This window comes from Nodosilinea sp. E11, assembly GCF_032813545.1.
Lineage (GTDB): Bacteria > Cyanobacteriota > Cyanobacteriia > Phormidesmidales > Phormidesmidaceae > Nodosilinea.
In genome coordinates this window covers 327,012-352,769 of the sequence record NZ_CP136520.1, presented here as the reverse complement: position 1 = coordinate 352,769, position 25,758 = coordinate 327,012, and the positions used below count along the sequence as shown (strand labels likewise).

Here is a 25,758-nt window from a genome sequence, read left to right as displayed (position 1 = left end):
CTATCGATGTGTCAATGCTGAAACTGGGTCTGTCGTCGCGCCGCCTCCCACTGGTCCACAAACCAAGCGGCCCCCACCAACAGGCCAACGCCTAGAGTCAGGCCCAAAATGGCGGCGTAGCGCCGGGACACCTTAGGGTTCAGCGTATGGCCCTAAGAAGCGTTCGCCGTTGAAGTGAATTAAGTGAGAAGGGGCATCGGCCACCCAAACCTCAGTTTCCCAAGCAATTTCGGCGAGATAGCGGGCCATTATGGAGCGACTGAGAAAGGCCGTGACATAGACCAATCCAGCGATAGAGGCCGAAAATGACTGGGTTAACTCACTGCGGCGCTTGCCATCTACTGGCCCGTGGCTGGTAACGGCTTCCACCAGCAGTAGCCAATTTTTGGCCGGATAGTGCAGCACAACGTCTGGCATTTTGCCGTGGCTATCAACCACAACACCAAGCTCTGCTAATAGAACGGCGTCAAAATAGCCCCACTTATCCCCTGGATCTCCGGCATAGACCAGCACACTGCCTGGAGCAAAGCGAGGGGCAAAGGCTTCAATCACTTGCTTAATAAGTTCGCTGTGGTCACCGGGGCTGAGGCTAATCCGCTTTCCAGGAGCAATTTGCACTGGCACCTGGTGATGCACTCGCTCCTTGGCATAGCGGGCTAGCAGGGTTTCGCGATCGCTCAGGTAATTTATGAGTGCGTCATGCCAAGCTGCTTGACCAAACGTGCGCAACAAAGTCAACGCAGCAGGTTCAATCTGATAAACGGCCTTGGGGCTATTGACCGGGCGATTAGGCTGGTCTGGGTTGTACAGGGCAATACCTGCATCCACAAACTGATGCATGGTCTGACGACGCACCGTTTCTCGGGTATTAGGCGCGTAGTCTTTACCGTAGTGTTGCCTCACCCAATCCATAATGGGCGTGATTCCCAGGAGTGGATTTTCCGCATCGCACCAGGCTTTACCCGGAGTCAGGTTGAGTAACGCCAGTAGAGCTAGGGCAGACCGCTCGTTTTGCTGTGCTCTTGGTAGCCCTAGAGAAACCAAAATTTGTTTCGCCGCCAGAATGTAATCAGCCTGATCGGTCATGCCATTTCAGCCTCAAACTGCCGATCAATGGTGGTCTGAGTTAACTTGGGTTGAGCGATCGCCCATTCTCCCAGTCTGGTAAGCATGGCTAGGCTGGGGTATTTAATCAGCCTTAGATCAGTGGCATTGACTTGAGTATGACCGTTGAATCGCCGAAAGTGATCGTCTATGGCAGTGGTATTGAGAAATAGCGCTAGACCATAGGCCAGTGGCCGAGGCAGACCTGCCCGATTGACATGAAAGACATTGAGATGATTTTCAAAGCCCAACATCGCGGCATTGCCAAAGGTCGCAGGGTCAATTACGCAGGCCATAACGCGCCGCCTCTCTTCCTTAGCAGAAAACCGCCGCACGACACAGTAGAAGCCGCTGGCATAGAGCCACTTGTCTGTGTCAACGTGGCGCTGAATGGCATTGGGCTTTTTGGCATTGGGAATCGGCCATACCACACCGCCATCAACACAGTGCATGGGGTAGATCAGCGGTACCGTGTTGGTCTCGGGCATGGCCCGCAGGTAGGGCTTAACGCGAAAATCAACCACTGGTCCGGTGGAAACCTTGAGACCCAGTTGTGCCAGCGAGTGCTGCACCGCCATGGCAGTGGTCAGAACATCGTTGTCGGGAGAAGTGGGTACATGAATAAATTGCTCCAGATCTCCAGGTAAGACAATTTGGCCAAAGGGATATTGGTGGGTCACTAAATCGGCAAAGGTGTCATCGGTGGAAGTAGACACGCTAACTGGCCCCTGGGAACCGCCACGTTCTAGCCGGATGATGATATTTTCTTGCAGTACGGCATCGTCTTTGAATGCCTGGGTACGCGACTCAAATAGATGAATGTGGTGAATTGCCGCCTGGCCCAGCACCAACTGGCGAAACGGGCGATAGTAGGGGCCGTTGCAAAAGCTGCGCGGGATGATAGCCACCAGTTGCCCTCCGTCGCCCAGCAGCGCCAGCGCTAGGGCCACAAACGCTGAATAGAGATTGACGGTCTCAACCCCAGCCCGCCGCAGAGCCAGACGGTGGGGCGAGTCGCTTCTAATTTTTTTGTAGGGCGGATTTAGAATAGCGTGGGTGTACTGAGGCAGCGCCGTAGCAAACAAATTGCCAGAGAGCCAGTCAGCCGCCGCATGAATGAAGTCATTGGGATGAATGGTCGGGCAAAAATTGGGGTGCTGCTGGTAGTTGGTTAGGGTTTGAGCCAGAGCACTGTGCAGGGTTTGATCGATTTCAAAAGCATCTAGCTCAACCCGATTGAAGGTGAGGTCGCCAGATACCCAACGATCTAAAAACGCTGAGGATAGCGATCCAACCCCAGCTCCTGCATCTAAGAGGCGGCAACAGTCTGTTGAGCCTGGGGTAAATAGACTGGCCATAAATTGGGCGATCGCCGGGGGAGTAAAAAACTGGCCCAGCTGCGCCTTACGCTGCCGCTCAGCAGCTTTTTCGGTAGTTAGCTGCAAGTTCTCAACTCCTGCGACCAAAATGACGTCTCCCCGAGAGATCTTGACTCAAAAACTAATGTACTGATTATTCCATAACGCTACCGTGACCATAGCACTGACACCCAGCCCCAGCCACAGTAAAAAGGCGCGGCGGGTGAGGGCCAGGGCGGCAAGAATGCGATCGCGCCCAATCTCTACCACTGCATCTCCCAGCAGCGGCTTCTCTTTGATCTGGCCTCGATATATATTCTGGCCCCCCAGCTGTACCCCCAGGGCAGCGGCGTAGGCGCACTCGCTCCAACCCGCATTGGGGCTAGGGTCAGCGGGGGCATCGCGGCGGCACAGGCGCACCACCTGGCGGGGGTGCCCTGACAGCAGGGCAATGGTGAGCACCGTCAGTCGGCAGGGTAGCCAGGTGAGGCGATCCTCTAGCTGAGCGCTAAACCAGCCCAGGTGGGTGTAGGGGGCTTCCCGGTAGCCCACCATCGAATCGAGGGTGCTAGCGGCTTTGTAGGCTAAGGCCACTGGCACGCTGCCCATAGGCAGAAACGCCCCCACCAGCGCGTAAAACAGTGGGGCCAACACGCCGTCGGTGGCATTCTCGCTAACGGTTTCGAGCACTGCCCGCAAGATTTCTGGCTCGTCTAGGTGCTCCGTGTCGCGGCCCACGTAGAGCGCCAGCTGCTGCCGCGCGGTGGGGATGTCTCTGGCGGCCAGCGGCTTGAGCACATCCTCTGCGGCCTGTCGCAGGCTGCGCCCCGCAAAGCAGCTAGCCAAAAGCACGACTTCGCAGACTAACCCAATCCCAGGATGAAGCATCCCCGCCAGATGCACAGCTCCCCAGCCCACTAGCCCACTGGCAAAAATCACGCTTAGACCGAGGATCACGCCCAACCCCCGCTCGCCACTGGGAGGCAGTTTGAGCCGCTGAATCGCGATCGCCCCCCAGCTAATCACCCGCCCGATCGCTTGCACCGGATGGGGCCAGCCCCAAGGGTCGCCCACAACGCGATCGAGGGCGGCGGCCAGCCCCAGCACCATTGCTCGCACCCCCACGCTAAGGCCCAGGTCGCTAAACCACAAAGCTGACATCATCCCCCTGGGCAGCTTGCCAACTGCGGGCATCAAAGTACAAATCTTCTAAAGAAATACTATAGAGAGCTTCTTGAAGTTTTTTAGATAGCCGGTTCCATACTGCAAACGTGACCCAGTCTTCAGCTTGGTCGGACTGAGGGCTGTGGCGTGGCAGCGGGTCGACCTGTTCGCCTACCGCCGCTAAAATTTGGCCCAAGGAAATCTGGTCGGCGGGTTTGGCCAACCGGTAGCCGCCCTGGGGGCCGCGCACCGACTCTAAAATACCTGCCCGCCGTAGGTCAATCAACAGTTTTTCGAGGTAGGGCGGCGGCAACCCCTGGCGATCGGCAATAGTACTGACAGACACGGGCTGCCGAGAGGGGTGCAGAGCCAAGTCAAGCAACGCCTTAACGCTGTAGTGGCCGCGAGTGGTCAATTTCATAGCCCAATTTGGCTCCTTGGGAAAGTTAGCCTTTGAAGACGCTGGTGCGATCGCGGTGGTGGCTTAAGGACTGGGCTTTCGCCTCTTTAAGTGTAAGTTAGGGGCCGCCTCCAGCCTACGCTTAGACCGGGTTAATCTAGCTTGGTTAGACGGCTGGTTAATAGCAGCAGCCCTCCAAATCATTTGACAAATACGGCACATGAACGGTCTCTGCGCCCCTCTTAAAAGCAGGGGTCGGGAAGCCTTCAGCCCCAACCAAGGGACTAAATCATTGAAAAAGCTCATCTTTTTGAGCGGTATTAAGTAGAGGAAAAGGGGGTTTATTTTAGGCTAAGCCGAGGCAATGTTATAGAGTTAAAAAAAAGAGTGCAAAAACCTATTTCGCTGTAGTATGATTTTGCCTATTGTCATTAAAGTAGAGCCAGGCAGAACCGTCTTGCTGCCTCTGCTCAAAACGTCTGGAGCAAACCGTTGTGAACGAGAAGAGAGTTAATGGCTAACGCAACTCAGATAGAACCCCTGATCGGCAAAGAGCTACTGCAAAAGGTCAAAGAACTTGATAATCTCAGCAAAGAAGATAAGGCCAAGGCCTGCGGCTACTACACCTTGACTAAGGGGGGCAACCCCAGGGTCAATATGATGAAATTTCTCAATGCCCTGATCGAAGCAGAGGGCATTCAGCTTGATAGCAGTCAAAACGGCAACGGACGCGGGGGCCGCAGCGCTAGCTTTCGCATCACAGTGCAGTCTAACGGCAACCTGTTAATTGGTTCTGCCTACACTAAGCAGATGGGCCTAAGGCCCGGCGACGAGTTTGAAATCACCTTAGGCCGTAAGCACATTCGGCTGAAGCAACTGGGAGAAAACGGTTCGCTGATAGGTGATGAAGATGAATAGGTGACTGTATCGTTAAGCAGGCTTAAACGGGTTTAGAGCGGGTTTATAGACTGTATGATCCGTTTTTAAGACGCTTGAGTACAATGGGCAAACCAAGTCTGTGATAGGCTGGCTTGCCCATTTTTCGGTGCTTGATTGGGCTTGATTGGACTTGGTTTTAGCTGTCTTCAAGCGTCTTTAAGGACTGGGAGAGCTAATTTTCTAGACTTGGGGTAGGGCCTTGGCTAGCGCCCCGACACTAGATAGGCTGGGTGTTGAAAATACGGGATTGTACGGTTAGTCTATGAACTTTCCTATAGTTTTAGACATTGCTCTGGGGCTGGTCTTTATCTTTTTTGTTTTAAGTTTACTAGCGAGTGAAGCGCAAGAAATTATTGGCACACTTTTGCAGTGGCGAGCCGAGCACCTCAAGCAGTCGATCGAGGTGCTGCTGGCGGGTAACGAGCGGGATAAAGAAGCATCGGCCCAGGCACTGGCCGATGCCCTCTACGAAAGCCCTTGGATTCGCAGCCTAGATCAAGAGGCCAAGGGGTCGATCGCGCGATCGTTTCGCCGTATTTCCCATTTAATAGGTCGCATCTACCGTACACTAACGGGCCAACGCAATGTGTTTGGCGTCGGCAAAACCAGCGGCCCTTCCTACATCCCGCCGGAGGCCTTTGCCAACAGCTTGCTGGAGCGCATGCAGTTAGGCAATCTGTGGCAGGTGCTGGCCAACGATCGCATTGATAGGTTTGGCCGCGATCGCGTCCTCACTCCCGTGGCCAGCATTCTCAGCGACCTCAAGGCCAACACCGGCAACGAGTTTTTGCTCAACACTGAACTGCAACAGCTAGAGCAGGGGGTCCAGCACATTGTGGCCGATTTTCGGGCGGGGATTGTCTCCATGCCTGAGAGTTTAGACCGCCTGGTCAACCGGCTCGATGAGTTTGGCCTGATGGCCAGGGATATTTTGCCTGACAATCATCCCCTGACCGAGACCTTTTTGCGCCGTCTCGACTACATCAGGCGCGGGTTGGCCAGCAACCCCACCGAAAAGTCGGCTTTAATCAGCAAACTGCGGCCCAACGTGGCCCAGTTGCTCGATATTTTTGATCAAAACAGCCCTGCCTACAACGAGCTGAGACATTTGGCCCAGGGGGGAAACGTCGAGGCCCAGGCCCTGATCGATCGGTTGCGCCAGGCCCCCATTACTCCGGCTCTGCACGACAGTTTAACGGCGATCGCCCGGCGGGTAGAAGCCACTGCCGACGCCACCCGCGACGATGTCAAGCTGTTTGGCCTGGAGCTCGAAAAATGGTTTGACCGCGGCATGGAGCGGGCCACCGGCGTCTACAAGCGCAATGCCAAAGCCGTTGCCCTGCTGATTGGCATCGCCACCGCCGTATCGATCAACGCCGACTCCTTTCACATCGCCAGTCGCCTGGCCGTAGACCCGATTCTACGCAGCTCCATTACCCAGACCGCCGACCAACTGGCAGCCCAATCTCCGGGCAACTTCAACGAGAGCATTGGCCAGGTGCAAGCGGCGGTCAACCAAGCTCTAGACGACATCCCGTTTCCCCTGGGGTACAACGAGGTGGTGGTGCAGCAGCAGTTAGCCGCCGAGCAAAATTGGCCAATTCCATTTATTCCCCGCAGGCTACTGGGCTGGCTGGTGAGCGGTTTTGCCATCTCGATGGGGTCAACCTTCTGGTTTGGCGTGCTAAAACGGGTGATCAATGTACGCAATACTGGCGATAAGCCCACTTAGGGCTTCAGCGTAGCGTTTCCCCCTAGCGCCCCGATGAGTGCCCGAGACAAAGTGAGTGCCCCAGGCAAAAAGAGTGCCGACTGCAAATATGGTTGTATTGTCTTCTGGCCTAGAATACCGCTGTAGCCAGCCGCTAAATCTGTACAAAACCGCCGCTCTAGAGGGATTGGTGACTCAGGCGGCGGTGGGACGGCAGCTGCGCCTGGCCCCAGCGCAACCTACTGCCACTGCCTGGGCCGTGGCGCTTTGCGAAGACGACTACCCCGGCTGGATTAGCGCTGCCGATGGCGTCACCCTCACCCCCGCAAAGCATGCTTATCAGCCCATTTGCCTCGATCGCCAAGCCCTAGCGCCCCGCCTGCCAGCGGTGATTGCCTTTACCCAGCGAGCCATGGCGACCCCGAATACCTACCTATGGGGCGGCACCGTCGGCCCTAACTTTGATTGCTCGGGGCTCATGCAAGCCGCCTTCGCCTCGGTGGGCATTCGGTTGCCCCGTGACTCGTACCAGCAAGAAGCCTTTACGCAGCCCATCGGCTGGGATGAGCTGATACCGGGAGATTTAGTCTTTTTTGGTAGCCCTGAGCGCACCCAGCACGTTGCCCTCTACCTGGGCGAGGGTCGCTATATTCACAGCTCAGGAAAAGACCAGGGCCGCAATGGCATCGGCATCGATTCTTTAGAGGACTTATCGCACCCCGTCAGTGCTGCCTATCACCGCCAACTGCGTCGCCCTGGGCGAATTGTAGCGAGCTACTGCCCCCGGCCCGTCGACCAGGGGTAAGCTGGGCATGAGTACCCCATTGGGGTCTCCCCTGTAGGCTCAAAAAAACCGGCGTGTGTCTTGTCGGCCTGACCCTTTACCTTGACCTGCTATGCCCCCTTCTACTCAAGCCTTGCCTCGGTCCGTTGCCTCTAGTCAGCTTGATTCGGTAGAGATTTCGGTGGTGGTGCCCATATACAACGAGTACGACAGTCTGCCTGCCCTGGTGACCGCCATTACTGATGTGCTCAATGGCTTGGGCCAAACCTACGAGCTGCTTGGCGTCGATGACGGCTCGACCGATGGGTCGAGCGATCGCCTGCGTGACCTGGCCCAGCAGTACCCGCAGCTGCGGGCAGTGATTTTGCGCCGCAACTACGGCCAAACCGCTGCCATGGCGGCGGGGTTTGACTACGCCCGTGGCCGAGTGGTGATCACCATGGATGGCGACCTGCAGAATGACCCCGCTGACATTCCCCGCCTGCTCGATCGCCTCGACGAGGGCTATGACCTGGTCAGCGGCTGGCGCAAACACCGCCAGGACAACACCCTCACCCGGCTGATTCCGTCTAAGATTGCCAACTGGCTGATCGGTGGGGTGACTGGTGTTGAGCTGCACGACTACGGCTGCTCCCTCAAGGCCTACCGGGCCGAGGTAATTCACGATCTCAACCTCTACGGCGAACTGCACCGCTTTTTGCCTGCCCTAGCCTTTATCGAAGGAGCCCGAATTACCGAAATGCCCGTTAGCCACCATGCCCGCCGCTTTGGCACCAGCAAGTATGGCCTGGGCCGCACCCTGCGGGTGGTGATGGATATGCTCACGGTCTACTTTATGAAAAAGTTTCTCACCCGGCCCATGCATGTCTTTGGCAGTTTGGGGCTGTTGTCGATGACGGTGGGAATTGCCCTAGGCGTCTACCTCACCCTGGTGAAGATTTTAGCTGATCAAGATATCGGCGATCGCCCCCTGTTGGTCCTTGCCGTTGTGCTGCTGCTGGCGGGTATTCAGTTGTTTAGCTTTGGCCTGCTGGCCGAATTGCTAATGCGCACCTACCACGAGTCGCAGCAGCGCCCCATCTACCGTGTGCGGGAAGTGGTGGGCAGCCTTGCCCCTGATCACCAACTGGGTTCAAAGGCTTGATCGGGTGATTAGCTGAAGGCATCGACCACCAGCACCGGTAGCGGGCTAGTGGTTAGCACCGTGTGCGACACAGAGCCCAGCAACACCTCGTCTAGCGGGCGATCGCCCCGTTTACCCACCACAATTTCTGCCACAGCGTGGGTTTGGGCGGTGGTCAAAATGGTTTCGGCGATCGCCCCCGGTTGCACAATGACCTGGTGGCGAATGTCGGCCAGCAGCTTCTCAGCTAGGGTTTGCAGTCTCGTCACGGCCTTAGGATCGTCTACCTGCACCACGTGGAGCACTACCACCTCGCCGTCGCTGCGGCGGGCCAGGTCGGCAGCCTTGGTCAGCACCAGAGCCGCCATCGGGGAGGTATCCACCGCCGCCAAAATGACAATTTGCCGGGCCACGGTCACTTTAGTGGGGTCTACTTCGCCCCGCTCCAGCAGTCGCGGCGCAAAGGTGGGAATCGCCCAGGCTCCCAAGGGGGCGGTAACTAGAATGGAGAGGGCGGCGATCGCCAGAATTTCTTCTCCCCCGGCAATGCCCTGGGCCAGGGGCAAGGCCCCAATCGCCGCCTGCACCGTGGCCTTGGCCGAGTTGCCCGGCAGCAAAAACAGCCGCTCGGGCCAGGTCCAGTTGCTACCCACCGTCGAGAGGTACCAGCCCAGGCCCCGCCCCAGCAGCGTGCCGATCGCCAAAATCAGCAGCCCTACGGCGATCGTATCGCCCAGCACCGTGAGCTGAATACTGGCCCCCAGCAGCACAAACAGCACAATCTGGGCGACCACCCACAGGCCATCGAAGCCGCCCCGCAGCCGCCGGGCCAGAGGCGCGTCAAACTCAATCAGAAAAAAGCCCGTGGCCATCACCGCCAGATAGCCCGAAAACACTGGCACCGCCGCCGCCGCTACCACTAGCAACAGCGCTAAGCTAGCGGCCACCAGGGCATCCTGCACTGCGTTTTGAGTCCAGTTTTGCTTTGCCAGCACCAGCACCAACAGCCGTGCCAGCAGCCAGCCCAGGGCCAAGCCGAGCCCAATCTGGCTCACTATTTGAAAGGGCAACAGCTGCCAGGGGCTCAGGGTGATGCCCCCCAAGCTAAGGCCGCCAGCGCCCCCCTGACCCAAAAACGCCAGCAGCAGGCTAAACACCAGCAGCAGCAGCACATCTGATAGGGCGCTGCCGGTCAAGATTGCGTCGGGAATGCCCTTGGCCACTCCCCAGCCCAGGCTCTTGAGCCGCAGCATGGCAGGCACAATTACCGCTGGCGACTCGGCCCCGACAATGCAGCCCAGCAGCAACCCTGTGGTGAAGTCAAACTTGAGCAGCCAAATCGCCGCCAGGGCCACCGCTACAGCCTCGCAGGTGGCGGGCAAAAACCCCAGCCGCAGGGCCACTGTGCCTTGCTGGGCCAGTTTTTCGCGATCGAGCCCCAGCCCGGCTTTCATGAGAATGACCATGACGGCGATCGTGCGCAGACCGTCAGCAGCGCCTAGCACACCAGGGCTCAGTAGGTTTTGCCCCTGGGGGCCGAGGGCAATGCCCGCCAGCACCATGCCGACGAGAGCCGGAGCCTTGAGTCGCCCGGCTATCTGTCCGGCAAAAAAGCCCACTAGCAAAATCAAGATGAGGCTTTCTAGCATGGCGGTTTGGGCGGTGAACTCGCCCCAGACTATAGCGTAGTTGGGGTTTGGAATTCACGTTTCACGGTTGAATTCTGCCTGCTGCTTGCCTGAGTTGTTTTAATGAATGAAACAGGCACAGGCGACCGCCATTGCCCTTTTGTGGTCATTAGCGCTACAAAAGTAGCGCTACACCTGATATCCGTTAATTTTCAACGGCTTCTTGTGCCTATTTTTGAGAAAATACGCCATAGTTTGGGCAGTTAGCCTATAGCGACGGGGCATCGGCAAACCCATGACATTTGACGCAGGGCGGTTTTTTCGGGCCTGTAACCCTAGCAAAACCCTAAACCTTACTTCCCCAGCTGACAAGCAGTACTACATCGACTTCTCGACTGTACGAGGGAGCGATTTGGTGCAGGAACTGAAGCGCACCATTATTTTGTCGGGGCAAGAGCCGACCTGCCAATTGTTTACCGGCCACATTGGCTGCGGCAAATCAACCGAGCTTTCTCGACTCCAGCGCGATTTAGAGGCGGCGGGCTATCAGGTGGTCTATTTTGAGTCCACCGATGATTTAGATATGGGGGATGTCGATATCAGCGACATTCTGCTGGCGATCGCCAAGCAGGTGAGCAAAAGTTTGGAAGCGGCCAAGCTGCGTCTGTCCCCCAGCCGCTTTCAGCAGCTAATCAAAAGCACCGCCGATCTGCTCAATTCTGAGGTGACCGGACTAAAGATCAAGTCTCCAGAGATGGGTGGCCTCAAGGTCGGCGGTGACCTCGGCTTTAGCGCTGAGGATGGCACCTATTCGCTCTCGATTGGCATTGGCGAAATTACCACCAAGGCCAAAGACAGCAAGGATGTGCGAGCCCTACTGCGCCAGCACCTAGAGCCGCGCATTAAGACCATTCTCGACATCATCAACGGTGAGCTAATCGACACTGCCAACCGGCAGCTACTTGACCAGGGCAAGGCCGGGCTAGTGGTAATTGTCGATAACCTCGATCGCATCGACAACAAGCCCCGTGTGCAAGATCGTCGCCAGCCCGAGTACCTATTTGTTGACCGGGGCGACCAGCTCAAGCAGCTGAGGTGCCACGTGATCTACACCATCCCGCTGGTGCTGTCGTTTTCTAACGAAAAGGAAAACCTCACCAATCGGTTTGGCGCTAGCCCCCAGGTGCTGCCCATAGTGCGCACCCAAAACCGCGACGGCAGCCCCTGCGAACCGGGGCTAGAGGCTCTGCGTCAGATGATTTTGGCCCGCGCCTTTCCTGACCTACCGACTGACCAGCGCCTGGAACAGCTGGGACAAATATTTGGCTCTATGGAAACCCTCGATCGCCTGTGTTTGGCTAGCGGTGGCCACGTCAGAAACCTGCTAGTGCTGGTCAACGACTGCCTCAAGAAAGCCGACCCGCCACTCTCCCAGGCACTGCTCAACCAGGTAATTAGCCTGAGGCTGAGCGATCTAACCAAGGCGATCGAGGTTGAAGAATGGGGCCTGCTGCGGGAGGTGCATCGCACCAAGGCGGTACGGGGCGAGGGGGAATATCAAACCCTGCTGCGGAGTTTGTTTGTGTTTGAATATCGGGATGCGGGACAAACCTGGTTTGACCTCAACCCCGTGCTGCTGGCTGCTAAGGAACTCACGCCCGATGCCTGACGTTTCGCCTTCTGAGATCGATCGCCACAACCAACAAGCACTGGATGAGCTTTGTCGCCTGCTGCGATTTTCGCAGGGGGAGTTTGAGCTAATTTTGGCAGTCTGCAACTCGACCCAGCAGCGGCACGAACTGGTCGAGCAGCTGCGGCAGCAGTGCAGTGTTGCCTTTGCCGAAATGACCCTCGACCCCAGCACCACCACTCTCTTCACCACCGTTCGCAACGCCATCGGCAGCCCACCCCCCGAGGCCCTGATGGTCTACGGGCTGGATGGGGTGCACGACCGGCGGCAGCTACTCACCGCCACCAACCAGATTCGCGAAGAGTTTCGCCAGTTTCCGTTTCCGCTGGTGCTGTGGCTCACCGACGATGGCCTCAAGCAACTGATTCGCACCGCGCCAGACTTCTACACCTGGGCCAACTCGGTTACCTTTGCCACGCCGCCCGAGTTTTTTCTCGCCTTTTTAGATCAGCTGATTGCCGACGTGGGGCGGCAGGTGGTGGAATCGCGGGAGAACCGCTTTCTTAGCAATCAGGAGCTGGGCCTCACCCCCGGCTCGGCCCGCTGCCAAGAGCTAGAGACCAGCCTGGCGGCTCTGGCAGAGCACAACATTGCTCTAACTCCAGCCCAGGCTGCCGCTCTGGAGTTTGTGCAGGGCCGCATTGCCGACCACAATACCCCCGCCGCCCGCGAGCACTATGAGCGCAGCCTGGCCCAGTGGCAAGTGCTGCTCAGCCAGAATGGCTCAGCAGAATCTATCGCCCAATGGCAAGAAAACGTGGGCCATGGGCAGTTTTACCTGGGCCTGTGGTGGCGCAATTACTCGGTGCGCCACCGCCGCGAGTTTGAACCGGCCTGCCAGCAGGCGTGCCGCTATTTTGAACAGGCCGTACAAACCTTTGACCAGGCCCAGCGGCCAGAGCTAATAGCTCGCTACATCAACTACTGGGCCGAAGCCCTGCACCGTCTGGAAGCGTGGGAACCTCTGGAGACCGTTGCCGCCAGGGCGCGGTTGCTGCATCAGGCCCAGGCCAACCCAGTTCGTCAGGCGCGAGCCGAGGGCTTTTTGGCAGAGGTTGACCTGGCCCATGAGAACTATGGTGCCGCCCAGCGCCACGCCGAAGCAGCCCTGGCGTTGATTCAGCCGGTTGCTGATAGCCACGCCGAAACCTCGGCGGCGGATCGCGATTTCTATGCCTGGGTGCATAGTTTTCATCGCAGTTGGTATGTGTTTTCGCTGGGCAAGGCCCAGATGGGGCAGGGGCAGGTAGATGCGGCGGTGCAAACCCTGGAGCAGGTGCAGCGCATTACCCAACCCGAGTACGACCCGCAGCTCTACAGCCAAACACTGGAGTATCTGCGCCGAGGCTATTTTGAGCAGGGCCACTACCTGCAAGCGTTTGAGACGCGGCGAGAGAAAGAGGCGATCGAGAGTCGGTTTAACTTTCGCGCCTTTGTGGGGGCGGGGCGGCTACAGCCCAAGCAGCAGATTACGAATCCGGCGCTGCCCACGGGCGACCACGGCCCCGATTTGATTATGGCCTCGGGCCGCAAGCACGACGTGCAACGGCTGACGACCCGGCTGGAGCAAGATGAATTTGTGCTCACCGTTGTCTACGGGCCGTCGGGGGTGGGCAAAAGCTCGCTGATTGAGGCGGGGCTGGTGCCTACCCTGGAGCAGCAGCGGTTTGGCGGGCGGCAGGTGGTACCGGTGCGGCTGTGGAGCTATAGCAATTGGGTGGAGGATTTGCTCGCTACGCTCCCCTCCTGGGAGGGGCCAGGGGTGGGGCAAACCCTGGATGCCGAGAACGCTACTGATACCGAAGACTTACCCACCCCGCCCTTCGGGCACCCCTCCCAAGAGGGGACGGGGGACGACTTTCCCCTCCTCGGAGGGGCTAGGGGTGGGTCGGCCCAGTCGTTACCCACCCCAATCAACTTGTCAGTGCAACCAGAGCACCCCTCCGAGGAGGGGATGGTGTTAGACCGGCTGCGGCGGCAGACCCAGCGAAATCGGGCGATAGTGCTGATATTTGACCAGTTTGAGGAGTTCTTTTTTGCCTGCGATCAGCCAGCGGATCGTCTGCGTTTTTACAGGTTTTTGGGCGACTGTTTGACGATGCCGTTTATTAAGGTGGTGCTGTCGCTGCGCGAAGACTATACCCACTACCTGCTAGAGTGCAATCGCCTGACGGACCTGGCGATTATTGACAACAACATTCTCGATAAAAAGTGGATCTACTACCTGGGCAACTTTAGCCCTGACGATGCCAGGGGGGTGATTAATGACCTAACCCAGCCCACGCCCTACGCCCCGGCCCCCGACCTGGTGGAGCGGGTGGTGGCCGACCTGGGGGCCGAGGCGGGGGAAGTGCGCCCGATTGAGCTGCAAATTGTGGGCTCTCAGCTACAGGCGGAGGGGATTGATACGTTGGCGGCCTACCAGGGCTGGCCCCATACCGAAACCAGCATTAAAGCGGCCCTGGTGCAGCAGTACCTGAACGATGTGGTGCAAGACTGTGGCCCAGTGACCCACCACCAGCAGTTGGCGAACCTGGTGCTGTATCTGCTGACGGATGATAAGGGCACGCGCCCGCGCAAAAGCAAGTCTGAGCTGGCCAATGAGTTGCAGGCATTGACGGCCCAGGCGGCGGTGGATGTGGCCCCCTTTGGGCTGGTGCTGCAAGTGCTGACGGAGTCGGGGCTGGTGGTGCAGTTGCCGGAAGCGCCGGAAGATCGGTACCAGCTGGTGCATGACTATTTGGCGGCGTTTATTCACCAGCAGCAAACGCCCCAGCTAGAGGCGCTAATGGCCGAGCTGGAGGAAGAAAAGCGACAGCGGCGGTTAGCAGAAGCCGAGAAAGAAGAGCTGGCTGTGGCTAACCAAAAGGCGCGGCGGCGTCTGCTGTTTAGCTCGGGGTTGTTGGCCGCGTCTTTGGTGGGGGTGTTGATTGCTGTGCCGAGTGCTATATCGGCCCTGCGTGTTGCTCGGGCAGCAAATGCCCAGGCAGACCAGGCCCAGCAAGACGTTGAGGGTGCCCGCCAGGCCCAGGCAGAAGCTGATTTAGCTAGAGAAGAAGCCGACAAGGCTGCTAAAGAGGCCGTAGAACGGCAGCGCCAGGCCGACCAGGCGGCAAAAGAAGCTCTGGAACAGGTCAAACTGGCTCAGGCAGCCGTAGAGGCGGCAAAGAATGCCGAAGGCATAGCGGTAGAACAACAGCAAGCGGCGCAACAGCAGGCCGCCGCCGCCCAAAAAGCGGCAACAGCAGCTGAGCAGCTCAGGGCCTCGGCAGCCCAGGAGGCTCAAGCCGCGGCAGTACAGGCAAAGGCGGCAGCGCGACAGCAGCAAATTGCCCGTGAGGGCACCCAGCTTGAGCAGCGGGGCAATGCCTTGCTGCGGCTGGGAGATATTCGCTTTAGGCAAGCAGCAGGATTAATTGAAGCCTTGCAGATAGGATACGAACTAAAATCTAAGCTGCCCGAGGCCAATGCGAAAAGCAGCCTGGCCACGCTGGCCAACTACCCCGCCTATAGCCCTCTATTGGCCCTGCGAGTTACCACCAATACTCTCACCGAGGGGGGGAGCTATGAGGGCTTTTTCCTAGGCTTTACCCCGGATGAGCAAGGGCTGGTGACCGATTCCAATAGCGATGGCAAGAGCCGCCTGTGGAGCCTCAGCGGCACCGAGCAGGCCAGCTATGAGGGCGTTTTCCTAGGCTTTACCCCGGATGAGCAAGGGCTGGTGACCGATTCCAATAGCGATGGCAAGAGCCGCCTGTGGAGCCTCAGCGGCACCGAGCAGGCCAGCTATGAGGGCGTTTTCCTAGGCTTTACCCCGGATGAGCAAGGGCTGGTGACCGTTTCCTATAGCGATGGCAAGAGCCGCCTGTGGAGCCTCAGCGGCACCGAGCAGGCCAGCTATGAGGGCGTTTTCCTAGGCTTTACCCCGGATGAGCAAGGGCTGGTGACCGATTCCAATAGCGATGGCAAGAGCCGCCTGTGGAGCCTCAGCGGCACCGAGCAGGCCAGCTATGAGGGCGTTTTCCTAGGCTTTACCCCGGATGAGCAAGGGCTGGTGACCGATTCCAATAGCGATGGCAAGAGCCGCCTGTGGAGCCTCAGCGGCACCGAGCAGGCCAGCTATGAGGGCGTTTTCCTAGGCTTTACCCCGGATGAGCAAGGGCTGGTGACCGTTTCCTATAGCGATGGCAAGAGCCGCCTGTGGAGCCTCAGCGGCACCGAGCAGGCCAGCTATGAGGGCGTTTTCCTAGGCTTTACCCCGGATGAGCAAGGGCTGGTGACCGATTCCAATAGCGATGGCAAGAGCCGCCTGTGGAGCCTCAGCGGCACCGAGCAGGCCAGCTATGAGGGCGTTTTCCTAGGCTTTACCCCGGATGAGCAAGGGCTGGTGACCGATTCCAATAGCGATGGCAAGAGCCGCCTGTGGAGCCTCAGCGGCACCGAGCAGGCCAGCTATGAGGGCGTTTTCCTAGGCTTTACCCCGGATGAGCAAGGGCTGGTGACCGATTCCAATAGCGATGGCAAGAGCCGCCTGTGGAGCCTCAGCGGCACCGAGCAGGCCAGCTATGAGGGCGTTTTCCTAGGCTTTACCCCGGATGAGCAAGGGCTGGTGACCGATTCCAATAGCGATGGCAAGAGCCGCCTGTGGAGCCTCAGCGGCACCGAGCAGGCCAGCTATGAGGGCGTTTTCCGAGGCTTTACCCCGGATGAGCAAGGGCTTTACACTGACTCAGAATATGGCACCACTACCCTCTGGAACCTAGCAGGTGAGTTGTTGGCAGAGTTTACGGGCCGCATGACCACTAACTTTGACAAAGACTTTGATCGCTTCAGCGACGACGGCCAGTACCTTATTACCTCCTTAGACAACACTACCCACCGCATTTGGCGATTAGACAATGGCCTAGACGACCTGCTAGCTCGTGGGTGCAACCTGCTAGAGAGCTACTTCACCGCCAACCCCGGCCAGCGCGAAGCTCTGGGTATTTGCTTAGAGTAATCGGCTCATCGTCCCGACGCTAGCGCGTCGAGACCTGCCCCCCAGACGCTCCAGCGTCATCTACTCCAGGGCGCTGGAGCGCCACGGGCGGCGTTCCCACGCTCCGCGTGGAAACGAGGGGAGGGATGGAGGGCAACCTAGGGCAGCAGAATTAGAGCACTTGCTATCGGTCGCAGTCGCTACGTCATTACCGAACCCGATGCCCCTCACTTTCTTACCTGTACCGTAGTGGAGTGGCTGCCAGTCTTTACCCGGCCCGAAGCCGTCGAGATACTGTTGAACAGCTGGGGCTATTGTTCAATGAGGCCATGATGCGGCAAAAGCTAGAGTACATTCACAACAATCCAGTCAAGCGGGGTTATGTAGATAGCCCCAAGCATTGGCGTTATTCTAGTGCCCGCAACTATCTCGGTGAACCAGGCCTAATCGCCGTTGACCCCTGGTACTGAAACAATCGTCCTGACGCTAAAGCGTCGAGACGTGCCCCCAGACGCTCTAGCGTCGTCTATACCCTGGGCGCTGGAGCGCCAGAAGTGGCGTCTCCACGCGGAGCGTGGGAACGATGGGGGGTACGGTCTTGTTTGGCACCTTGGACCTGACTCCGTGTACTCAACACCCGACACCTCTTTCCACTGCCTAACTGAAGGTCAGCGGCAGTTGGCTAAAATCGGTCACTACCCGGAGGCTCTCGGCAAAATCTGGCGTGCCGGGGCGCTGCACCGCGCACACCTGCCAGCCCGCCTGCCTCGCCGCCGCTAGCTCACCGGGATGGTCAGACAAAAACAGCAGTTCTGCGGCCACAATGCCCAGGGTCTCGGCGATGTTTTGGTAAGAAGTCGCCTCTAGTTTAGAGCCGGTAGTGGTGTCAAAATAGCCCCGAAAGCAGGGAGTTAGGTCGCCCTTAATGGTGTGAGCAAACAGCAGTTTTTGGGCTGCGATCGAGCCAGACGAATAGATATAGAGCGGCACTTCCCGCCGATGCCACTCTTGAATGTAGGCGGCGGCATCGTCGTATAGGTGACTGTAGTAGGCTTTGTCACGGTAACCCTCGTCCCAGATCAGGCCCTGTACGGCCTTGAGCGGGGTCACCTTTTGGTCGGCTTTGGCCCAGGCCAGCAGTTGGGCTACGCAGGCCTCCTGGCTAAGGTCTGGGTCGCCCACCTCAGCGCGCACCTGGTCGAGCACTGCCTGCCCCTCGGCAGTGGGGGCAAACTCAGCCATAAACCCCTCTAGTCGCTTCTCGGCGTAGGGGAACAGCGTATTTTTAACGAAGGCAATGTCGGTGGTGGTGCCTTCGATATCGAGCACGATCGCCCCGATGGGCCGCCCCTCAAGTAAAAGCATAGTTAAGAGATTTCTAGAGAAGAAGACACCAGCTTGCAGCCAGCGACTGTAGCCGCTGTGGGATGGACACTGCCCACCACCTGGGAATTATTTCCCAGAAACCGCCTTACACGAACGCAGAGTACTCAGGAAACCCTTGGGCGATGGGGCTATCAGTAAAATGGGCCACCCATCCCTCGGGGTTGCAAAACAGGCGAATGGCAGCAAACTGGGGGGCCTCGCCCATGTCAAACCAGTGGGGAGTGTTGGCGGGCACGCCGATCAGATCGCCAGCAGTGCAGAGGGTGGCGTAGATTTTGTTGCCCAAGTGCAGGTAAAACACCGCCTGCCCCTCGACAAAAAAGCGCACCTCGTCTTCTTTGTGAATGTGCTCAGCCAGAAATTTTTGCCGCAACTCGGCCCTTTGGGGGTGCTCGGGGTGCATGCGAATTACGTCGGCGGTGACGTAGCCGCCCTCGGCCTTAATGCGATCGATATCTTTGGCGTAGGCGGCGAGGATCGCTTCTGGCTCAGCCGCCTGGGGCAAAGGAGCCTGGGTTTGCCACTGCTCAAAGCGCACACCAGCGCTGGCAAGGGCCGATGCGATCGCATCGGCATCGCGGTATTCATCGAGTAGAGTTGCGCTATCCTGGTCGCTAAAAATGCGGAGTAAGGTCATTGATTGGTGTCCTCTTAGGGGTGGAAATTAGGGGTGGGAAAAAGGAACGGGCTGGCGGTTTGGCGCTAACCGAGACGGGCCTCTTGTAGGGCACAGCTGATCAATACCTCCAGGGCTTCGGTCGCCATCTGCGCCTGGGCAATGGTAGGCCCCCAGCTATACAGCCCGTGGCCGGCAATCAGGTAGCCCACCCGGCAGGTCAACGGTTGCAACCGCCCCAGCACTGCGTCACTCAAGGCCACCATATCCTGGCTATTGGCCACGATCGGCAGGGCAACTTCTCCATCATGGGTGGTAATTCCCGGCAGTGCCTTGAGCAGTTCATAGTTTGTTAACACCAGGGTGTCTTGCCCCCGGCCCAGCAGCCAGCGCGATAGGCTGACGCAGTCGATCGAGTGGGTGTGCAGTACCGCCCCCACCGCTGGATAGGCCTGGTACAAACTGGTGTGCAGCAAGGTTTCGGCAGACGATCGCAGCCCTGGGCTCAGGGGTCGCCCAGCGGCATCAACCACCATGATATCGGCGGTGGTGAGCTGCCCCTTGTCGCGCCCCGAGACGGTGATGGCCACCTGGCCCTCGGCCAGCCGGGCCGAATAGTTGCCGCTGGTAGCCGGTGCCCAGCCTTGGCTGGCCAAAAAGCGGCCTGCTGCGGCTAAAGATTGCGCGATCGCCTGAAACTCCATGGTTGTAGATGGCCCGAGCGGCCTGGCTGACTGTTTTAGACTTCGCACTATAGCACCAATAAACCCAGCTATTGCTAGAGCCAATCGCGCCAGCCTAGCCCAAATGATTTACGAGAACAGATGGTAAAGCCGGGCATTCCTAGCGTAGTGCCTGCCCTCGCGAAGGCGTGAGGCGGGAACCTATGCGCAACTCCCCTGGGCCAGGGGTGGCCAGTGAGGTTGTTTGCAGCAGGGAATAACAGGTCACGGCTGGGCTAGGCGAGAGGATGCCCCAACGAGATAGTCTTGCCGAACAGAGGCGATCGCCATGATCGGCGGGGAATCTTCCTCGGGCACCAGGCGATTGTAAATAGGGTTGATGATGACCGCTATGGCCATGATGAGTGCCAGCACGATGCTGATTTTGAGAGGGCCAAACCAAAGGCAATTTCTACAGGCTGCCTGAGTAAAATCAAACAGAGATATAGTCAAGAAAACTTTATAAAATTCAAAAGTTCGTTACATTAAGGGGGTTAGTCTTTACATTCTTAACTAAGGCTCCTCTATGAACGCTTTTGCCACTGCATTTCCTCCTACCCTCAAGCCTCAGGCAACAGCTCAGGAGCTCAAGTCTCGTCTTGACTGGGGTGAGCCTGCATTGACCATCATTGATGTGCGAGATCGGGCAGATTTCAATGAAACTCGGATTCAGGGTTCAGTCTCTATGCCTTTGCTGACTCTGACCGCTGCGATTGGTGGCAGTCTTGAGAAAGAGCGCGATATTTATATTTATGGCAATTCTGAGGCTGTGACCGCTGAGGCGGCCAACCAATTGAGGACGGCTGGATACCAGCGTGTTGCTGAGCTAAAGGGTGGCTTGCCAGCCTGGAAAGCAGCTAAATACCCTTTTGAAGGTGTGTAAACACTCCTCCAAAAGGGTGGCGTGACATTACAGTCGTAGGTCGTTGAATACCTCACAAGCTCTGTAGTCTAGTGAGGCAGGGGGAAGCTAACCCAATCACCTTCTGCGGCAGCGTCTGTCTTGGCAATGGCCCTTAACAACAAAACCTCCTAGGCTAATGAATGTCCTAGGAGATTTTGCTGTTTAAGGTAGATGCTTGTAACTCGGTGAACAGGAAGCCTTCAATAGAAAAAATTGCATGCGATCGCAAGGGCCAATGACATTTAGCAGCATAGCCTTCAGAACTATACCGAAGGCGCTCAGTCATTCACCCTACGCTGGCAACGCCACTCCCCCGGAGTGTCGAATCACCTACCCATTAAGCTTCGTCTTCGTTGCCATCTTCGCCTAGCTTGACCAATCGCATGTGCTTGTAGCCCAGCTTGATCTGAAACTCATCCCCAGACTTGAGGCCCATTTCTTTCGTATAGGCCGCCCCAATCACAATTTGACCATTCTTGTGAACAGTGACGGTATAGGATGCTTCCCGACCTCTACCATCTTTGCTTTTCTCAGGTTCAAGCTGAATCCCCTTTGCCGACAGCAACGCATCATAGAACTCGGCTAGCGTTACCCTAGTCTGTCCATCCTTGCCTACGGTGTAGTAGCCGCACTCTCTAGCGAGTTCTCGCTTGCTCAACCCGTCATTCTCTTTGACCTTGGCCAGAAGCTCTTTGCCAACCAACGCTTCTTTCTCTTTCACTGCCATAATTTTGACTATCCACAGAAAACAGGGCAAAATGCTAAATGACCCACAGAAAAATATTCTGGAGTCTTTTAGGACTTCTTTTCTACTCTATCTAATAATTTGAAAGTGGTGATAGAAAATTTCACTGGAATGCTAACTTTATAGAGTCATGGTTCACTCATGCGAACTTGCCACGCTATGAAAAGTACCACTGACTAGAATTTCGCGATTCGATCTACTAACCTCACTACCTGGTGAGTTCTTGTAGAACAAGCACGGTCTACGCTAGAAGATGTGATCTCAGTCGTTGAGACGGCCAATGATACTGAAGATGCCTGGTTCTATGAGGTGATGCTCTGCTCTGATTAGAGAAATGCCCATCGGTAATGAGTAAAAGCGAAAGGGCGCTCTGCCCTGAGCGGCTGCCCCAAAGCCAGATGCTCTGCTATCTCAAAAGCCATGAATAGTTTCCTTTGACTTCATCCACTTCAAAGCTTCCCGTTTGCTCAGTGCTGCTAAGTGTTCCTGCTCAACAAACGCCAGCACAGCATCAGGAGCTGTCTTGGAATATTCCCGAAGTGCCCAGCCAATCGCCTTTTGAATGAAAAATTCGGTATCAGCCTGGTTTTCCCGAATCAAAGAGAATAGTAAACTTTCGTCAGTATCACCCTTGTATCCAAGCTGAAACAGAATCGTAGTGCGGCGTAACCAGAGGTTGTCGGATTTTCGCCATTGATCAATTACATCATCTCTAATGTCAGGATACTGCTTCAACAGTTTTCCCACATGATGGCTGGCGATAGAGTCTACTGTGTCCCACCAAGACTTCGTCACAATCAAGTGATGCAGCAGAGGAATCACATCTGGGGCAAGTTGTTTTTGTAACTTGTCCAGAAACGTAAGAGCTGCATATTGGTACTCTCTTGCCGGCCAATCCCAGAGTTCCCGCACGACAGAGTCTAGTCGTTCACGTTCAGGCAATCCATAGTCTGAGATGAACTGCTTCAGGAGAACCTTTTGCTGAGGGCTCTGGATACCCAAATACTCAAACTGGTTCCGCATGTATTGCTTCATCGGCAAGGCTCTGTCAGGGTTTGCCTGCGACTCAAAAAGTCTTCTGAGGTTATGAAGATAGGTATCCATTGCTAAAGACATCAGGAATCGCCAGGGCACCCCGGTATTGAACACGCATCATTGGTGGCCTGGGGCAGAGCGTTCATGAGCTGAAGGGTTTGGTGCTTGAGCTGAAACGCTCGGTCGATCTCAATTTGGCTTAAAAAATCCAGATCGTGAGAAATCACCCACAGCGCACCCCGGTAGTCATTGATGGCCCCAATCATCGTCTCAACCGTTTCAATATCTAAATTGTTGGTGGGCTCATCTAAAATTAGCAGGTCAAGGTTGGCAATGCTGATCATGGCCAGGGCTAGTCGGGCCAGTTCTCCCCCGCTCAGGGCCGAGGCGGGTTTGTCTACCGCCTGGTCAAAGAATAGGAAATGCCCCAGCTGCTGGCGCAGGTGTTGGTAGGGCAGAGCCGGGTTAGTGGCTTGCATGTTGCCCAACACGCTGTCGTGGCGATCAATCAACTCATAGGTCTGATCGAGGTACACCACCTCGAGAGGGTCGGCCAGGCGCAGGTCAGCCGCATCGAGCCGGATTGACTCGGTTTCAACCGTGGCAAAGATGGCTTTAACCAAGCTGGACTTGCCAGAGCCGTTGGCCCCGGCGATCGCCATCCGATCGCCCACAACCACTTGCAGCTGAAGCTCCCGGACCAGCACGCTCTCCCCGACCCTGAGGTGGCCATCGCGAATCTCTAGTAACGTGCGGCGCTTTTGACTGGTTTCCGCCAGGTGAATGGTGGTGGCCTTGGTAGTTCTCACCTTGGTCTGGGCCACCTGTCGAACCGCTTGCTCCACGGCCGCTTGATTGCGCTTAGCCGCCGTGCCTGCCGTGCCCGAGGCCCGATTGGCAAAATAATGCTGGGCCATCTTGCCCATGCCACTACTCTCAGCTTTTTGCTTACCCCCTCGTTGGGATTGGGCCGCTCGTTTTTGCTCGGCTTGGGCTGTCGCCTGGGCACGTTTTAGGGCTTTTCTGGCCACCTCATGGGAGCGTTCTGCTGCTCGTTGGCAGGCTTGCTTTTGCTCGCGGTAGTGGGTGTAGTTGCCGCCGTATTCATTCAGCCCTTGAGGCGTGAGTTCCCAGGTAGTGGAGGCCACCTGGTCGAGAAAGTGAGGCTTGTGGGAGACCAACACCACCGCTCCCTGAAACCGCTCCAGGCAGAGGCGGAGGTGATCTAAAGCCAGTAGATCTAGATGATTGGTGGGTTCATCGAGCAACAGAATATCTGGGGCGGGCGCGAGGGCGATCGCCAGCAGCAGCTTGGTCAGTTCGCCACCGCTCAAGCTAGCGGTGGGCAGCGATAAATCTAAATGGGTCTCGAACTGAGTCCGCAAGCACTCGTCGATAAACCACCAGTCTTCTGAGGCAGCACTAAGGGTGTCTAGAATGGTCTCCGTCGGCTCCGTCGGCCCCAGGGTGCTGGCTTGGGGTACGTAGGCTAGCGATCCGTACCGCGAAACGGTTCCTAGCGTAGGTTGTAGGTGCCCTGCCAGAATTTTTATTAAGGTAGATTTGCCACTGCCGTTGCGCCCTACCAGGGCGACGCGATCGCCGACCTGAATACTGAGGTTAATGGGCTCAAACAGCAAAGATGCCGGGTCAAACCCGTAGCTGAGATTCTGCGCAGATAAGAGTGTTTTGGCCATGCTGACGTCTAAGGCTAATCACCGAAACGTGGGGACAGGGTGAAGGGGTGTAGCTTAGAAAAAACTTCATGGCGCTGGCAGGGATAACTAATGGGGGTCTGGGCCTGAGGTCAAATAAACTCTTACAGGCATGCTACATGATAATACATCGGTAACCATTGGAGCGATCGCATAACTTTGGAATCAGGCAAGCCAACAGCTATGGTGTGGCGTATGCCTCCATCGGTAAAGCGTAATCTCAGCCTGCCTTTATCGCTTTCTCCCTTGATAAGGCTTTTATCGAGGTCGTAGCTCAGCGTCGGGCGTGCCGCTACCGGGGGGTGTATTGTGGTCATCTTCCTACCACTCAGACGTCCAAAAGCGTCCAAAAGTAGCCAACCTCACCCTCCCTATTGACAATATGTTAGGGTCATCAAAAGGTTGATGCGTCGGCTACAAGGCGCTTCCGCAGTAGGTTTCAAAAGAATCGGGATGGCGGGATTCGAACCCACGGCCCCTTCGTCCCGAACGAAGTTCAGAAAATCTTCTAATCCCTTCTGTCCCTCGATTATAGCCGTTCTCAATAAACCGTCCTACCAATTTCCTACCGCAATTTGCTCAAAGGGGTACCCGACGATGGGGATGAACAAGCAAAAGCAGACAGTTCGTTCGGGATTGCTCCTGAAAGCTGGTTCCAGGATCGCAGCGCGTGCCGGTTAGCTATCTACTGATTTACAGAACTGGCCGCTAGGGCTTGCACCATTTCCAACGGTACCTGTTCAGCCCGAATCAATGACAGGTTTGCCTTCAGGCTGGTGACCTCCCCAGCACGGATCGCGAAGAACTCACCGACCTGTTGGTTGGCGAGTTTGCTGGTAACATCTGTCTTGGCTTTGCTGAGCATAGGCCTCAGCTTATTGAGGGCGGTGTTTTCCTTCACTTTGCCGACAAACCAGGAGGAGATTTGCTCTCGACACCGGTAGTCCAGATCGCCAGGGCTCTGTGTAGCGAGCAAAATACCCAGCCCAGCGGAGCGGGCTCGCTTCAACAAGCTTTCCATCGGCTCTTTGGTCGAAGGTTTACCCTGGGCAGGCAGGTACAGATCGGCCTCATCAAACAAAACCACCGCCTGGAGCTGGCCCGAGGGATGCCGCTGGGCATAGCGGTTGAGGTTGAGCAAAAACTGCGATACCCAAAACAGAATGCTGGCGTTGTCGCCTAGGCTGCCCAGATTGATCACCGATAGCTGAGTTTTTTGGGGGTGAGACGAGGCCAACAGCTACTCGGTGGACAGTTGTTCGCACTGAGATTGAAGAGGTGCCTAGCCATCAAGCTAGGGGTCTGGAGGTCTTCCGCCAGCTTTTTGTAGTGCTTCGGGTCTAACACCCCGATCGCATTCACCAGTAGTGGATCCTGCTCGGCAGTGAATGAAATCAGCCGGTCGATGCTCAGGGGGTTATCGGTTTGAAGGGTGCTGAGTACGGCGATCGCCTGCCCCAAAACTGCTATCCGGGTTTTGTCCAGCCCCGCCGCCTTGTAGCCCATGATGCCGCCCTGAGCGGCGGCGCAGTAGTTGGCCATTTGCTGCCGTTCAGCGCCGGGTAGTTGCCCCAGGCCCGGCGGGGTGACGGCAATGCTCAGCGGTCGCCCGGCGTTGCCCAGGGTGCCAGGGGTGATGGCAATGCTCAGCGGTCGCCCGGCGTTGCCCAGGGTGCCAGGGGTGTAGCGGGCGATTCGCGAAGCAATCCCTGCGGGAATCGCGGTTGATTGCTGCTCAAAGGTCAAAATTTAGAAC

Annotated in this window: 21 protein-coding genes, 1 tRNA gene and 1 pseudogene; 8 read left to right on the top strand and 15 right to left on the bottom strand. The window is 56.9% G+C overall.

Annotation, left to right across the window (positions count from 1 at the left end; genetic code table 11):
- Positions 1–132 precede the first annotated feature (132 nt).
- The 4 genes from RRF56_RS04080 to RRF56_RS04065 all read right to left on the bottom strand — a co-directional run bounded on the left by RRF56_RS04080 (position 133) and on the right by RRF56_RS04065 (position 4,047).
- Positions 133–1,086: a BsuBI/PstI family type II restriction endonuclease gene (locus RRF56_RS04080; protein ID WP_317036351.1), complete on the bottom strand. Its 954-nt coding sequence runs from the start codon at positions 1,084–1,086 to the stop codon at positions 133–135.
- Entirely contained in the window at positions 1,083–2,462 is a 1,380-nt protein-coding gene (locus tag RRF56_RS04075; protein WP_410510568.1) for an Eco57I restriction-modification methylase domain-containing protein, read from the bottom strand. The genes RRF56_RS04080 and RRF56_RS04075 overlap by 4 nt, the downstream gene beginning before the upstream one ends.
- Before the next feature lie 135 nt (positions 2,463–2,597).
- Positions 2,598–3,626: an adenosylcobinamide-phosphate synthase CbiB gene (cbiB, locus tag RRF56_RS04070; RefSeq protein WP_317036349.1), complete on the bottom strand. Its 1,029-nt coding sequence runs from the start codon at positions 3,624–3,626 to the stop codon at positions 2,598–2,600.
- On the bottom strand, positions 3,604–4,047 hold the full coding sequence (locus tag RRF56_RS04065; RefSeq protein WP_317036348.1) for an RrF2 family transcriptional regulator: 444 nt from the start codon (positions 4,045–4,047) through the stop codon (positions 3,604–3,606). Before RRF56_RS04065 ends, cbiB begins: the two co-directional genes overlap by 23 nt.
- 492 nt (positions 4,048–4,539) lie before the next feature.
- Here RRF56_RS04065 and RRF56_RS04060 point away from each other — a divergent pair, with 492 nt between their 5' ends.
- From RRF56_RS04060 to RRF56_RS04045, 4 genes are all read left to right on the top strand, one after another.
- Positions 4,540–4,944, top strand: coding sequence for an AbrB family transcriptional regulator (locus RRF56_RS04060; RefSeq protein ID WP_317036347.1), 405 nt, complete (start codon positions 4,540–4,542; stop codon positions 4,942–4,944).
- Between the two features lie 283 nt (positions 4,945–5,227).
- The gene (locus RRF56_RS04055) at positions 5,228–6,697 is read left to right on the top strand and encodes a hypothetical protein (RefSeq protein ID WP_317036346.1); all 1,470 of its coding nucleotides are present in this window, start codon (positions 5,228–5,230) and stop codon (positions 6,695–6,697) included.
- 88 nt (positions 6,698–6,785) lie between these two features.
- Positions 6,786–7,481 (top strand): C40 family peptidase, encoded by a 696-nt coding sequence (locus RRF56_RS04050; protein ID WP_317036345.1) that lies wholly within the window; start codon positions 6,786–6,788, stop codon positions 7,479–7,481.
- A gap of 91 nt (positions 7,482–7,572) precedes the next feature.
- A complete protein-coding gene (locus tag RRF56_RS04045; RefSeq protein WP_317036344.1) occupies positions 7,573–8,604 on the top strand; it encodes a glycosyltransferase family 2 protein in 1,032 nt (343 codons plus the stop codon).
- Between the two features lie 8 nt (positions 8,605–8,612).
- Here RRF56_RS04045 and RRF56_RS04040 read toward each other — a convergent pair whose 3' ends face one another.
- Positions 8,613–10,232, bottom strand: a complete 1,620-nt coding sequence (locus RRF56_RS04040) for a cation:proton antiporter (protein ID WP_317036343.1) — start codon at positions 10,230–10,232, stop codon at positions 8,613–8,615.
- 274 nt (positions 10,233–10,506) lie between these two features.
- Here RRF56_RS04040 and RRF56_RS04035 point away from each other — a divergent pair, with 274 nt between their 5' ends.
- The 3 genes and pseudogenes from RRF56_RS04035 (at position 10,507) to RRF56_RS04025 (ending at position 17,349) form a co-directional block, all read left to right on the top strand.
- Positions 10,507–11,880 carry an AAA family ATPase gene (locus tag RRF56_RS04035; RefSeq protein ID WP_317036342.1) on the top strand — a complete coding sequence of 458 codons (1,374 nt, stop codon included), beginning with the start codon at positions 10,507–10,509 and terminating at the stop codon, positions 11,878–11,880.
- The gene (locus RRF56_RS04030) at positions 11,873–16,900 is read left to right on the top strand and encodes a hypothetical protein (protein WP_317036341.1); all 5,028 of its coding nucleotides are present in this window, start codon (positions 11,873–11,875) and stop codon (positions 16,898–16,900) included. The genes RRF56_RS04035 and RRF56_RS04030 overlap by 8 nt, the downstream gene beginning before the upstream one ends.
- Positions 16,901–17,065: 165 nt before the next feature.
- Positions 17,066–17,349: pseudogene (locus RRF56_RS04025) on the top strand (hypothetical protein).
- A gap of 187 nt (positions 17,350–17,536) precedes the next feature.
- On the opposite strand, the gene mtnC reads toward RRF56_RS04025, so the two are convergent.
- From mtnC to RRF56_RS04005, 4 genes are all read right to left on the bottom strand, one after another.
- On the bottom strand, positions 17,537–18,244 hold the full coding sequence (mtnC, locus tag RRF56_RS04020) for an acireductone synthase (protein WP_317036339.1): 708 nt from the start codon (positions 18,242–18,244) through the stop codon (positions 17,537–17,539).
- A 106-nt stretch (positions 18,245–18,350) separates the two neighbouring features.
- Positions 18,351–18,902 (bottom strand): cupin domain-containing protein, encoded by a 552-nt coding sequence (locus tag RRF56_RS04015; protein WP_317036338.1) that lies wholly within the window; start codon positions 18,900–18,902, stop codon positions 18,351–18,353.
- Positions 18,903–18,967: 65 nt separating this feature from the next.
- Positions 18,968–19,585, bottom strand: coding sequence for a methylthioribulose 1-phosphate dehydratase (locus tag RRF56_RS04010; RefSeq protein WP_317036337.1), 618 nt, complete (start codon positions 19,583–19,585; stop codon positions 18,968–18,970).
- A gap of 243 nt (positions 19,586–19,828) precedes the next feature.
- Entirely contained in the window at positions 19,829–19,978 is a 150-nt protein-coding gene (locus RRF56_RS04005) for a hypothetical protein (RefSeq protein WP_317036336.1), read from the bottom strand.
- A 151-nt stretch (positions 19,979–20,129) separates the two neighbouring features.
- Here RRF56_RS04005 and RRF56_RS04000 point away from each other — a divergent pair, with 151 nt between their 5' ends.
- Positions 20,130–20,486: a rhodanese-like domain-containing protein gene (locus RRF56_RS04000; protein ID WP_317036335.1), complete on the top strand. Its 357-nt coding sequence runs from the start codon at positions 20,130–20,132 to the stop codon at positions 20,484–20,486.
- 358 nt (positions 20,487–20,844) lie between these two features.
- On the opposite strand, the gene RRF56_RS03995 is transcribed toward RRF56_RS04000, so the two are convergent.
- The 6 genes from RRF56_RS03995 to RRF56_RS03970 form a co-directional block, all read right to left on the bottom strand.
- The gene (locus tag RRF56_RS03995; RefSeq protein ID WP_317036334.1) at positions 20,845–21,234 is read right to left on the bottom strand and encodes an AbrB family transcriptional regulator; all 390 of its coding nucleotides are present in this window, start codon (positions 21,232–21,234) and stop codon (positions 20,845–20,847) included.
- Positions 21,235–21,663: 429 nt separating this feature from the next.
- On the bottom strand, positions 21,664–22,368 hold the full coding sequence (locus tag RRF56_RS03990) for a DNA alkylation repair protein (RefSeq protein ID WP_317036333.1): 705 nt from the start codon (positions 22,366–22,368) through the stop codon (positions 21,664–21,666).
- The gene (gene abc-f, locus RRF56_RS03985) at positions 22,368–23,984 is read right to left on the bottom strand and encodes a ribosomal protection-like ABC-F family protein (RefSeq protein ID WP_317036332.1); all 1,617 of its coding nucleotides are present in this window, start codon (positions 23,982–23,984) and stop codon (positions 22,368–22,370) included. The genes RRF56_RS03990 and abc-f overlap by 1 nt, the downstream gene beginning before the upstream one ends.
- A 466-nt stretch (positions 23,985–24,450) precedes the next feature.
- Positions 24,451–24,573, bottom strand: a tRNA-Ser gene (locus tag RRF56_RS03980).
- A 114-nt stretch (positions 24,574–24,687) separates the two neighbouring features.
- The gene (locus tag RRF56_RS03975) at positions 24,688–25,239 is read right to left on the bottom strand and encodes a hypothetical protein (RefSeq protein WP_317036331.1); all 552 of its coding nucleotides are present in this window, start codon (positions 25,237–25,239) and stop codon (positions 24,688–24,690) included.
- Positions 25,200–25,748, bottom strand: a complete 549-nt coding sequence (locus tag RRF56_RS03970) for a hypothetical protein (protein ID WP_317036330.1) — start codon at positions 25,746–25,748, stop codon at positions 25,200–25,202. The genes RRF56_RS03975 and RRF56_RS03970 overlap by 40 nt, the downstream gene beginning before the upstream one ends.
- Positions 25,749–25,758: the final 10 nt, after the last annotated feature.

Coding starts and splice junctions, on each gene's coding strand:
- RRF56_RS03995 (WP_317036334.1), bottom strand. CDS start 21,234: ATGGCAGTGAAAGAGAAAGAAGCGTTGGTTGGCAAAGAGCTTCTGGCC.
- RRF56_RS03990 (WP_317036333.1), bottom strand. CDS start 22,368: ATGTCTTTAGCAATGGATACCTATCTTCATAACCTCAGAAGACTTTTT.
- RRF56_RS04060 (WP_317036347.1), top strand. CDS start 4,540: ATGGCTAACGCAACTCAGATAGAACCCCTGATCGGCAAAGAGCTACTG.
- cbiB (WP_317036349.1), bottom strand. CDS start 3,626: ATGATGTCAGCTTTGTGGTTTAGCGACCTGGGCCTTAGCGTGGGGGTG.
- RRF56_RS04045 (WP_317036344.1), top strand. CDS start 7,573: ATGCCCCCTTCTACTCAAGCCTTGCCTCGGTCCGTTGCCTCTAGTCAG.
- RRF56_RS04040 (WP_317036343.1), bottom strand. CDS start 10,232: ATGCTAGAAAGCCTCATCTTGATTTTGCTAGTGGGCTTTTTTGCCGGA.
- RRF56_RS04050 (WP_317036345.1), top strand. CDS start 6,786: ATGGTTGTATTGTCTTCTGGCCTAGAATACCGCTGTAGCCAGCCGCTA.
- abc-f (WP_317036332.1), bottom strand. CDS start 23,984: ATGGCCAAAACACTCTTATCTGCGCAGAATCTCAGCTACGGGTTTGAC.
- RRF56_RS04065 (WP_317036348.1), bottom strand. CDS start 4,047: ATGAAATTGACCACTCGCGGCCACTACAGCGTTAAGGCGTTGCTTGAC.
- RRF56_RS04075 (WP_410510568.1), bottom strand. CDS start 2,462: ATGGCCAGTCTATTTACCCCAGGCTCAACAGACTGTTGCCGCCTCTTA.
- RRF56_RS04055 (WP_317036346.1), top strand. CDS start 5,228: ATGAACTTTCCTATAGTTTTAGACATTGCTCTGGGGCTGGTCTTTATC.
- RRF56_RS04010 (WP_317036337.1), bottom strand. CDS start 19,585: ATGGAGTTTCAGGCGATCGCGCAATCTTTAGCCGCAGCAGGCCGCTTT.
- mtnC (WP_317036339.1), bottom strand. CDS start 18,244: ATGCTTTTACTTGAGGGGCGGCCCATCGGGGCGATCGTGCTCGATATC.
- RRF56_RS04015 (WP_317036338.1), bottom strand. CDS start 18,902: ATGACCTTACTCCGCATTTTTAGCGACCAGGATAGCGCAACTCTACTC.
- RRF56_RS04080 (WP_317036351.1), bottom strand. CDS start 1,086: ATGACCGATCAGGCTGATTACATTCTGGCGGCGAAACAAATTTTGGTT.
- RRF56_RS04000 (WP_317036335.1), top strand. CDS start 20,130: ATGAACGCTTTTGCCACTGCATTTCCTCCTACCCTCAAGCCTCAGGCA.
- RRF56_RS04035 (WP_317036342.1), top strand. CDS start 10,507: ATGACATTTGACGCAGGGCGGTTTTTTCGGGCCTGTAACCCTAGCAAA.
- RRF56_RS04030 (WP_317036341.1), top strand. CDS start 11,873: ATGCCTGACGTTTCGCCTTCTGAGATCGATCGCCACAACCAACAAGCA.